Here is an 11,197-nt window from a genome sequence, read left to right as displayed (position 1 = left end):
CCACTATAGCAAATCCCCCTCTTCAAAAACTAGTTTGCTTTTGCTGTAATTCCCCATCTTTATTGCACATTTTGCTTTTTTGGACCTATAATAAATAAAAATCATTAAACAAGCGATAGTGAGGTGAGGGCATATGCTAGAAAGTGACCTGATGTATGAGCAAGGCTATAGCGTACGCATCAATACTCCGGCTGATCCGCTGTTTTATTATTTTGACTACGATCAGCGCTCCCACGATATCAACATGGAATTCCAGCATGATCATGACTTTTACGAAATTCACATTCTGCTTGATTCCAGCGCCACCCATATTATTGAAGGCAATGTGCATGCCCTGCAGCAATATGACATTGTTCTGCTTGCTCCGTACCGTCTGCATATGACCCAGTATCCGGTTGGCCCGCCGCATAAACGGCTGATCATCAACTTTAACATGCCTAAGAACATACCCGGACTCGAAACCGCTTACAATAAAATGCTGCACCCGTTCGCCGGGGAAGTCCCGATCTACCGGTTAACGGGCGGACCGCGCAGTGCCGTATTCGAGCCGCTTAATGCCATCTTTACCCTGTCACACAGCGCCTCACCGCTGAATCCGGTGCTGATTCACAGCCTGTTCCAGCAATTCCTGTGCACCTTATCACAACAGCAGGACATGAACGCTTATGTGCTTGAGGAGATCGGAAACGCAATGATGCAGAAAATCTATTCGATTACCGCACACATTCACAGTAATTACAGCAGCGAGCTGTCCCTTGATTCTATCTCCAAAGAATTCTATATCAGCCCCTATTATTTATCGCATCAGTTCAAAGCAGTCACCGGCTCTACCCTGACGGAATACATCCAGATGACCCGGGTCCGCAAAGCCCAGCAGCAGCTGCTTCATACCCGGCACAAGATTTCCGCCATCGCCGGGCAATGCGGCTTCAACAGCTTCTCGCAGTTCAACCGTATCTTCAACAAGCTCAGCGGCATGTCCCCGTCCGCGTTCCGCAAGCAGCAGAACTTATCCGGCACAGCTTCGGCCACACTTTCCTACTAATTGCACTTTCTGCAATAGATCCTGCGTGATCGTGTGCTAAAACCATTTCTGTTGTATTTCATACAATAGATTTCTTGATATCTGCTCAAATTTATTCATTCCGCGGAATTCTACTGTATAAAGTGCTACAGATTCTATTTTCCGGCGGATTTTAGAGCCATCTGCTGTACAAAGTACAATAGGAATAGCATTCATCCATTCCTGGTGTTTGAAGATGCTTGTGGTTTCAAGCCTTCAGGAGAACTCCCCTCCATCCAGTGATTCTCAGGATAAAGTCAAAGCCCCTGACCATAAAGGCCAAGGGCTGAAAATTCTTAATGTCATGCGGTTTCTTAACGCTGCAAAAAACATGCGGCAAGGGTTGCTGCTAACCGCTACCTTTTACAAAGTAAACTGAAAGCGGCTGAGCAATACCTCACCAGTAAATACCAGGTACACATCATCGGTTCCGGCATCCACGCCCGCAATCGCAGACTGGCTATGCCATTTCTGGGCTTCGCCTGCCGGGATCTCCAGCGTTGCTGCCAGCTTGCCTGAAGGGCTTCCGGTTCTGACTTCAATGCTGCCGCCCTTCACGGAGGACACGAGCACTTCGACGCCAGCTGCGCCTTTGGCAAACTGTACATTATTGAAGGCAATCCAGGCCCCATCCTTCACCGGATGTACCGAAGCTCCGCCTGCCTTGCATTCATCCAGGAATACCGCTTCATAATCATCGTAGTTCTCGGCTTTGACGGCTGTGTACAGGTTACGCGCCGGTACAGTGTCGCCGTGTACTCTTATCTTGGCCGACAGCTTGATGTCACCGGAGGAACGGCCCACAAGAATGTTGTATTCTCCGTCTTCTACACAGTATTGCTCACGGCTTACATCCCAGAAGGCGAGATCAGACACCGGCAGAGTAAAGGCTACGGTCTGCGATTGTCCTGCGGCCAGATGAATTTTGTCGAAACCCTTCAGCTGCTTGAGCGGACGTCTGATCCGGGTCGACAAGGACTGCACATACACCTGAACCACTTCAGCGCCGTCTACGCTGCCGCTGTTCTCCAGCTCTACCGTCAAGCTGATCGTGCCGTCCTCCTGCACTTCTTCTGCTTCCAGCGACAGCTTGTTGTAAGCCACCTGTGCATAGCTCAGACCATGGCCGAACGGATACAATGGCTCCCCGTCGAAGTACAAGTAGGTTCTTTTGCCTTTGATGATGTCGTAGTCCATGAATTCCGGAAGCTGATCCACAGAGCGGTACCAGGTCATATTCAGTCTGCCGGACGGGCTGTAATCGCCGAACAGGACATCTGCCACCGCATTGCCGAGCTCTTGCCCGCTATGGGAGGTGTACAGCACCGCCGGGATATGTTCATCGATCCAGGTGGAAGAGATCGGGTAGCTGCCGACAATCACAACTACTGTATTCGGATTGGCGGCATAGACGGCCTTAACCAGGTTCTCCTGTTCTACGGGCAGCACGATATCCGGCCGGTCGATCTCTTCCTTCCCGTTCAGCAGCGGGTGGTTGCCGACGAATACGACTGCAACCTCGGCGGCTTTGGCCGCTTCTACCGCAGCTTCTACGCCGTTCACTACAACGTTCTTATGGAATAACTCAGCTGCGGCAGATGTTTCTTCTTCAGCTGCGCGGATGGTTCCGTCCTCGGCGCTAATAAACAGCGGCTTATTATTCCAGGTCCGCAGGGATACTGCACCCTCTGTTTCCGGCACCAGATTCAGCGATTCCTTCACATACCAGCCGTAGATCTCATCAGCGGAAGCTGCCAGTGTACCGGCATCCGTCAGGGTGACATATTGTCCCCGGCTTGTAGCCTCCAAGGTATTAGCAGTCCAGCCCCAAGCCGTATGACGGAACAATTCACCGCGCTCCGGCTTGTCATGCAGCGCCGCCAATCGTCCGTCTTCACCGGTGATGCCCACCGTCCGGCCGCTGGCCGCTGAGGTTAAGAGAATCCGGTCACTGCCGCTCTCGAAGGAGACCTGCTTGCCTGCCAGCTTCTTGGTCACTCCCTGCAGAGGTGTCACCGCATAAGGCAGTGTGCCGGAATACCAGTCTCTGAAGGCTTCGTCCCCAAGCGGGCCGATTACGGCTACCTTGGACAGCGCGGATGCACTCAGCGGGAGCGCTACGTTGTCATTCTTCAGCAGGACAATGGATTCCTTGGCCGCTTCAAGAGACAAGTCGCTATGCGCTTTACTGAGAATGACGGAATCATCAATTGCCGCATAAGGATTACCTTCCTCCGGATCGAACTCACCCAGCCGGAAGCGGATGCGGAAGGTGTTCGCCAGCGCACGGTCCAGATCCTCCTCGGTCAGCAGGCCTTCACGGAGCGCCTCATGAATGACTTTAATGGTCTCCTCCGTCTCTTCGGTTACACTGTCAATCCCGTTCTTGATCGACTCGGCCATCGACTGGGCGAATGAATCGTAATATTTATGGTCCTTCACAATCCCGAACAGGTCCCCGGCATCGCTTACAATGAACCCGTCCATTTCCCATTCGCCCTTCACAATCTCCATCACGGCCGGGTGCAGGATTACCGGCACGCCATTCACGGAGTTGTAGGCGGTCATCATGGATTGTGCTCCGCCTTCCTTGAAGGCCGGCTTGAAGGCTTCCAGATAATATTCACGCATGTTCCGCGGATCAATGCTGGATGAAGCCACACCGCGGTCAATTTCATTGTTATTGCCGAGGAAATGCTTAAGGGTTGCTACCGCTTTCAAATACACCGGATGATCGCCCTGGATGCCTTTGACAAGCGCGGTGCTCAGCTGGCCCGTCAGCTCAGGATCTTCCCCGTAGGCTTCCTCGGTTCTGCCCCAGCGCGGGTCCCGCTCCATGTCCACGGTCGGTGCCCATAGGGTCAGGCCGTTAACGGTTGGATTCTTCCGGTAGAACGCTCTCGCCTCATCGCCGATCGCTGAACCGATCCGCTGCAGCAGCTCCGGGTTCCAGGTGCAGGCCAGTCCGCTTGGCTGCGGGAATGAGGTTGCTTTGCCCAGCCACGAAATCCCGTGCGCCCCTTCTGTACCATGCTTGTAACCGCCTACACCAAGACGGTCAATCGCCGCCTGATATTGCGGCATCAGACTTACCTTCTCCTCCAGCGTCAGCCGGGAGAGCAGATCCTGAACACGTTCATTCAGCTGTACTTCAATTTGCTTAAACGGATATGTAGCTGTTTCCATGAATAATCGCTCCTTTAATCTTTATGATAACGGTTTCATTACATCCAAAGCCAGGCGTTCACATTCCTCCGCACAGCCCGGTTGTTCTATCCTTCCTCATCATAAAAGATTAGCGCTTACAGCAACACCTAAACAATTAACATAAAAATCAGTTCATAATTAGAGAATCCTCAGCTGAAATCAGGAGTTGCCGGGCTGCGGGGGATCTCCGTGCGGATAATGAAACCTCAGCGCATCAGCCGACAATCCGGTAAATTTAAGGTCTCCGCTCGTAATTACATAATCCCCTTCCGGCTTGTTCTCCAGCGGCCGCTTGCGGATCTCTTTGGGGGAGATGCCGTACCTGGCCTTGAATACTTTGTGGAAATAGGAATAGGTCGCGAAGCCGCAGGCATTCGCAATATTCTCCAGACTGAAGTCGGTATAGCGGATACGCTCCAGGGCGTTCGACAGCCGGATTTCCTGCGTGTATTGAATGATGGTATATCCCGACAGCTCTTTGAAAAGATGCACGGCACGCGATACGCTGAGCCCGGCATGATCCGCAACATCCTCTACCCGCAGCGGACTAAGCGCATACTCGTTAATGTAGCGGCGCATTCTCATCACCATTTCATTGGACCGCTTCGGCGCATCCTCAACAGAGACGGCTTCCACCGACAAGCGGTCAAGCGACAGGCAGAGCGCGCAGAGCAAATGGCGGATCAGCTCGGGGCTGTCCTGGACGATCCGGTGCTGCTCCATGCTGAGCTGCTGCCACAGGGACAGCATGCCGGCATCCAGATGGATCCGCTGATGCAGCAGACGGGGCCGCGATTCCCACCACTGCTGAATCCACGAGCCTTCACAGAGCAGGTAATAATCGCCGCTCTCAATCCTGCCGTCCATTTCCTCCACCACCAGATGATAGGGCTCCCCGGGCTGGTAGATCAGCAAATCGCCGGGTTGAATTCTTGTCATTCTCCCGTTGACCAGCGCCTTGCAGCTCCCCACCACCTGCAGCCGGAAGAGAAAGAACGGCGGGGGAGTGAAGGAGGTTTTGAAGGGCAGCGTATGAAAAGAATACGCGCAGGCATGCAGTCTCACGTCCACAATCGTCACCATCCCAGCCAAATAGTATATTTTTATGATCAGATAAAACATTCAATATTCCCAAATAATTAACTATACTATAACCAAATCAAAGATAAGTCTGCAAGCTTATGCCGAAAGGAACTTCACTGCCTCTATGTTGAAAAGAACCTATGCCCTGCTTCTGATTCCAACCTATCCGATATTCATGCTCTGCATGCTGCTGCAGGGAATGGCCATCTCGATCAGCGCCCCATTCCTGGCTGTCTACTTCACGGAAGAGCTTGGCGTATCCGCCGGAACCTTCGGAATCTTCACTGCCGTGACGCTCATCAGCGGTGTCGCTATAAGTATGTTAATTGCCAAACGCTCGGATACCGGCCTGAGCCGCCGCAAGCTTATGGTCATCTGCATGACGTTTAATGCCATCGCTTTTGCCGGATATATATTTATCCATGACTTCTATCCGCTGCTGATCTATATGACTGTGTTCACCGCAGCCGGCGCTCCGGCGATGCCGCAATTATTCGCTAGTAGCAGGGAAGCTGTGAACGCCAGCGCGTCCGCTGACCATGCCTTTGCCAATTCTACCTTACGCTCTATGTTCTCACTCGGATTCATTAGCGGTCCGCTGGCAGGAGCCGTCCTGCTGGGCCATTTCGGATATCAGGGTGTGTTCCTGTCTACCACCATAATTTTCTTACTCAATGCGCTGCTTGTATTTAGTTTCGTACGTTCATCCGCAGCCGCAGCCGTCAGACAGGTCAGCAAAAGTGGACACAAGCCGGTACGGCTGCACCGGAATACCCGGGTGCTGGTGCCTTTTCTCGTCCTGACCCTGCTCTATGCCGGACACTGGGCCAATAACCTGAACATTTCACTCTTCATCATCAATACGCTTGGAGGCAATACGCAGAATGTGGCTTCGGTTGCGAGTATCTGCGCACTGCTGGAAATCCCGTTCATGTTCATGCTTGGCTTGTTATCCGCCAAATATTCTAACAAGCTGCTGATGGGCTGGGGAATCGTGCTCGGTGCAGTCTATTACCTGCTGGTGCTTGGAGCTGGAGAGCTGTGGCAGCTCATTGCCGGACAGGTGCTGCTGGCTTTCTTCGTAGCCGTAATCTCAGCGATTGGAATCAGCTATATCCAGGACCTGCTGCCGGACCTCCCGGGCTACGCATCAACGCTGTATACCAATGCTACAACGATCGGCAGATTGACCGGAAGCCTGGCAGGCGGAGCAGCCGCACAGTGGGTCGGCTACCGGCATTCTTACTGGCTGTGCCTGGTCCTTATTGTAGGTTCACTGGGACTGCTGCTATGGCCGCAGCGTTCCCCGGAAGAGAAGATTACCCATCAAATGGCATCCTGACAGGAGGCATTCCTATGCAAATACTACTTATTGACGATAACCCTCATGTACGTGATCGCCTGAAGCACATGCTGGGGCAGCTCTTCCCCGAAGCGGCGGATATTCTGGAATCCGGCTGCGAGCCTTCTGCCCTGCGGCTTATTCAGAAGCATAGACCTGAACTCATTATTACAGATGCCAGGCTGCTGCTGCTGAGCGAAGCCATGCCGCTGGACCAGTGGTATGATCAGCATACTCACGGCAGAATCATCGTCACCAGCAGCCATGAATTTGTCCTGAAGGCCTTCTGCCAGGGGGGCATCGATTCTCTGCTGAAGCCTATTGAACTTGGTGCGCTGGAAGAGGTGCTGCTTGGATCAGCAGGCATGAGCGGCGGTTATGATCATCCCTATCTCGAACAAGCGGAGCTCCAGCGCTCAGACCAGATGATATGACCTATAATTACGGCAGCACGCAAAAAGAGACCGGCGGTGAACGATCCGCTGATCTCTTTTTCAATATATACGACTAAATCTCCATATCCTTACCCGTGTAATCCACGAACATGAAGTGCCCCTCCGGCGCGGTGCGCTGCTCAATCAGGCTGATAATGCCTTCGGCACTGGTGCGCGGGCTCGTTGGCGCTTTCGCTCCGCCCATATCAGTGGGCATCCAGCCGGGATGCACGCTGAGCACATGTACACCGCGCTCCTTCAGGGTAACATGCAGCTTCTGCGAGAACATATTAAGTGCTGTCTTGGAGATGGTGTACGGGTAGCTGCCCGGGTAAGCATTCGTAATGCTGCCTGCTTCGGACGAAATGTTGATGATCGACGCATCCGGCTCTGTAAGCAGCGGCAGGAAGTGCTTGACCACCCGCATCGGCCCATACAGGTTAATATCGAGCGCAAGCTGCATCTCGGCAATATCCAGCTCTTCAAGCGGAGTATCCGAGGCATTCAGCACGGCAGCATTATTAACAATGGAGCCCAGCGTCCGCCCCTCTTCCTTCAGGCTGGCCGCAAGCGCCGCGATCCCCGCTTCGTCCGTAACATCGAGCGCAGCCACCGTCAGCTTGTCTCCATAATCTGCGCTAAGCCCGGACAATGCGTCCTGCCCCCGGCTTAAGTCACGCACACCGGCAATGACTGAATGTCCGCGTTCCAGCGCTATCGTAACCAGATCCAAACCCAGTCCCCGTCCGGCCCCGGTAATCAGTATATTCATATGATCGTTCCTCCTCTATAACACTCTTACTTATTTATCGTTCTCCAGCAGCTCCAGGATCACCTTCAACTCCTTGAACGTATCCATATAAGCATAACGTCCTCCGGTGTACTCCCCCTTCTGTTGAAGCGGGAAGCCCTTGCCTTCGAGCAGCATAATCTTCTCCTTCATTCCCTCCACTGCAAAAGCAATGTGGTGAAGCCCTTCTCCGTGCTCATTCAGATAGTCGCGCCATGTGCTCGGCTGATGATCCGGTTCAATCAGTTCCAGCTGCAGTGAGCCCATATCGAAAAAAGCAAGCTTCGCCCGAGCCTCCGTCGCCCCGCCATTATAGTTAGTCTGAGCAATATCTGCCGTATCTGTAATGCCGATCTCCGGTTTCTCGATGCCAAAGAAGTCCGCATATGCCGCGCTTACCTTCTCGATATCATTCACCAGAATTCCAATCTGCGTAATGAAGTGATTCCCAAGCAATCCTGACATCAGGCTATACCTCCTTCTATTCTGACCAGACTACCATACCCAAACGATGAAAGGGCTGTCAAGCCTGGCACAGAGATGACTCCCCGTAAAAGACAACAGATTCTGCTCTTCAGAGCAGCAAATCCTTGCACTTCAGGTAGACTGTGCCGCAAGAATCACCGGCTTAACCCTCCTGATGTGCCGGAGACCCGGTGACTGCCGACAAAAGTAATGAGCCAATCTGAATTCCTGCACAGAATACAACATTCTGCCCGTCAATACGGCCGTAAGCAGGAATTGTTGTACGAAATGCAGCAATTCTCGCCATCCAAGCCGATTATTGGAACAATTCTTGTATTTCGTACAACAATCTGCTCAAATACTCCGGCATCTGCGGACTAGAGTTGCAATATATACAACAATTCTCCAGTCGTCAACTTGAGAGGCCCTCATTATAAGCTAATTAGATGCCGGCACACGACTTCTCCCATTCCCTATGGATTGGCACTTGGCTGGCTGGTTATAGTCTTAAGTGTTATGCACCAGACACCCTCATCCGTTGTCTTAATCCTCCGCTCCCGGCTTCATCCGGTGCTTGCGGTAGTCACCCGGTGTAACCCCGACGACCCGCTTGAAGACACGGCCGAACGTGATCGAACTGGTATAGCCCAGCTTCAGGGCAATATCCTGCAGATTATCGCTGGTTGTCGCGAGCAGATATTCCGCGCGCTGCATCCGCAGCTGAGTCAGGAAATCGACGAATTTCATATCGAATTCCTCTTTGAACAAATGGCTGGCATATTTGCCCGAGATCTGGAACCGGTCGCTTAGATGCTTAAGCGAAAGATCGGGATTATCGAAGTTCTCTTCTATATATACCTTCATCTCGCTGATCATTGCCCGGTAGCTCTTCGATTCATTGACGGAGACATAGATCCGGTAAATTTCCGCCAGCCACTTCAGCATTACTGTATGAACCTGCTCCAGCGTGGCCTGCGCCTCGATCTCACTGTAATACCCCTGTAGACTCGGCCCGGCAAAAATCCGCCGCAGGCTGTCCGACAGCTGCCCCAGCTCCCGGTCAAGCATCTGGATCAGCATATGCAGCAGCATATGAATCTCTTCATCCCTGATCTGATCGCCGCTGAACCAGACGAACAGCTCATCTACCCGCTTCCGCCAATTCTCATCGGCGATCCGGAATTCACGGACAATCTCGCTTAGCATCTGCAGGTACTTGTAGGAATGCAGCGTGGAACGGTCCGGCAGGCTGTCACTCAGCACCACCATATCTTTGCCGAGTGACAGCTTATGCTGCAGTGCCGTTTCCGCTGCCTTGCAGGAATCCGAAATGGCCTCCAGTCCGGTAACAACCGGACCTACTCCAATCGCCAGCGACAACCCCAGGTTGTCACTGACCCAGCGTAGATAACGTTCCGCGAGTTTACGCAGAGTAATTTTGTCATCCTTCAGACTGTCATCACTGCCGATAATGAGTCCAATCCGGTTGCCGCTCACCCACTCGGCCCAGCCCTGCAGGCCTTCTTCCGCCGCCAGCTCCTGGAACAGGTTCATCAGCGTCAGCTTGAGCATATTCTGCTCCTTGGCCGGATATTTGCGGCGGAACCCGTCATATTGGTTCATCTCTGCGGCAATGAACGCATAGGCTTCAGCCTCTTCCGTGAACGGCTTGAACCGCTCCAGCTTCCCGTCCGGGGAATCGCCCCGCTCACCTTCCATCAGATCCAGGAACAGCTGGCGGCGCTGCACCAGCAGGTTCTCGTCATATTGCTCCTGATAGCTTACCGTCTGGTTAATCAGCGTCTCCAGCGCCTGATCAATCAGCACAAGCTCGCTGCGCGACTTGCTGTCCAGACTCTCCTCGCGGAACTGCAGCGCCTGAATCCGGTTCATCATGGCCTGGATCGGCCGGTAGTTTTTGCGGGTGATATATAGAATATAGAGCGTGCCCAACACGACGGTCAGGATGCCGATAATAATCCAGACATACGACACGACCGACATCCAGGCGAAGAGCTCGCCCGCACGGATGCCGCTCTCAAAGGTCCAGCCTGTATTATCCGAATGGATGCGGGTGAGCACGCTGCCTTCCTGCATATTATTGTCCCCATGCGCCGTATAGATCAGCTGACCCTGTCCGTCTACCACACGCATGAAGGACACCTGGCTGTTCGTCATGCTGTCAATCATCTGTTCCAGCCGGTACATGCTTAAGTTGACGACGATCATCCCCTCAGCTCCGAAGGGAAGCGGCAGCTTCTTCGGCATACTGATCACCCGCACCGGCTGGTCAGAGCTGAATATCCGCAGCGTACGCACATCACTCCAATTCCGCTCACCGCTGCCCGCCAGCGCCTGGTTCAGATATTCCCGGTCTGCGAACACCTCCCTGTCCACCAGGCCGCTGAGTGTCAGCACCTTATCATCCCACTTACGGTAAATATAGATCGAGTCAATCAGCTGATTGCGGTAGAGGACAGCACTCATATCTTTTACAGTATTATAGAGCCGGGTCCGGTCGCCTTCATCGCTCAGCCCGTTCAGGAAATCGCCGTAATCATGATTGGTCTCCATCTCCTGGAGCACAGATATTTCCACATCACTCAACGCATTCTGCAGGGAATCTACTACGTAGCCGGTAGAGATGCGGTTGGCTTTGTCCGTTTCACTGCGTGAAAGCTCGCCCACAATCAGGAACGACAGGAAAATCAGGATCGACACGGTTAGCAAAAAGATAGGGAAATAGGAGAACATCATTCTGCTCGACCAGTTTCGTTTCATATGTACTCCCGCCCTTCTTGAAATGGAATCCG

Annotated in this window: 8 protein-coding genes; 3 read left to right on the top strand and 5 right to left on the bottom strand. The window is 52.9% G+C overall.

Going from position 1 to position 11,197, the window contains the following annotated elements; genetic code table 11:
* The first annotated feature begins 133 nt into the window (after positions 1 to 133).
* Positions 134 to 1,045, top strand: coding sequence for a helix-turn-helix transcriptional regulator (locus GC101_RS09395; protein ID WP_171717020.1), 912 nt, complete (start codon positions 134 to 136; stop codon positions 1,043 to 1,045).
* A 381-nt stretch (positions 1,046 to 1,426) separates the two neighbouring features.
* Here GC101_RS09395 and GC101_RS09390 read toward each other — a convergent pair whose 3' ends face one another.
* Together GC101_RS09390 and GC101_RS09385 are read right to left on the bottom strand one after the other, a co-directional pair.
* Complete coding sequence (locus GC101_RS09390; RefSeq protein WP_171717019.1) at positions 1,427 to 4,249, bottom strand: glycoside hydrolase family 3 protein; 2,823 nt, start codon at positions 4,247 to 4,249, stop codon at positions 1,427 to 1,429.
* Between the two features lie 180 nt (positions 4,250 to 4,429).
* Positions 4,430 to 5,341 (bottom strand): helix-turn-helix domain-containing protein, encoded by a 912-nt coding sequence (locus tag GC101_RS09385; protein WP_171717018.1) that lies wholly within the window; start codon positions 5,339 to 5,341, stop codon positions 4,430 to 4,432.
* Positions 5,342 to 5,477: 136 nt separating this feature from the next.
* Here GC101_RS09385 and GC101_RS09380 point away from each other — a divergent pair, with 136 nt between their 5' ends.
* Together GC101_RS09380 and GC101_RS09375 are read left to right on the top strand one after the other, a co-directional pair.
* The gene (locus GC101_RS09380) at positions 5,478 to 6,695 is read left to right on the top strand and encodes a sugar efflux transporter (RefSeq protein WP_171717017.1); all 1,218 of its coding nucleotides are present in this window, start codon (positions 5,478 to 5,480) and stop codon (positions 6,693 to 6,695) included.
* A 14-nt stretch (positions 6,696 to 6,709) separates the two neighbouring features.
* Positions 6,710 to 7,129 (top strand): response regulator, encoded by a 420-nt coding sequence (locus GC101_RS09375; RefSeq protein WP_171717016.1) that lies wholly within the window; start codon positions 6,710 to 6,712, stop codon positions 7,127 to 7,129.
* Positions 7,130 to 7,202: 73 nt separating this feature from the next.
* Here GC101_RS09375 and GC101_RS09370 read toward each other — a convergent pair whose 3' ends face one another.
* From GC101_RS09370 to GC101_RS09360, 3 genes are all read right to left on the bottom strand, one after another.
* Positions 7,203 to 7,901: an SDR family oxidoreductase gene (locus GC101_RS09370; RefSeq protein WP_171717015.1), complete on the bottom strand. Its 699-nt coding sequence runs from the start codon at positions 7,899 to 7,901 to the stop codon at positions 7,203 to 7,205.
* A 30-nt stretch (positions 7,902 to 7,931) separates the two neighbouring features.
* Positions 7,932 to 8,387, bottom strand: coding sequence for a VOC family protein (locus tag GC101_RS09365; RefSeq protein WP_042140871.1), 456 nt, complete (start codon positions 8,385 to 8,387; stop codon positions 7,932 to 7,934).
* Between the two features lie 540 nt (positions 8,388 to 8,927).
* Complete coding sequence (locus tag GC101_RS09360) at positions 8,928 to 11,165, bottom strand: helix-turn-helix domain-containing protein (protein WP_171717014.1); 2,238 nt, start codon at positions 11,163 to 11,165, stop codon at positions 8,928 to 8,930.
* Positions 11,166 to 11,197: the final 32 nt, after the last annotated feature.

The sequence above is a fragment of the Paenibacillus phytohabitans genome, assembly GCF_013141775.1.
GTDB classification, from domain to species: Bacteria; Bacillota; Bacilli; order Paenibacillales; family Paenibacillaceae; genus Paenibacillus_AQ; species Paenibacillus_AQ phytohabitans.
This window is presented reverse-complemented; position numbering and strand designations above follow the sequence as displayed.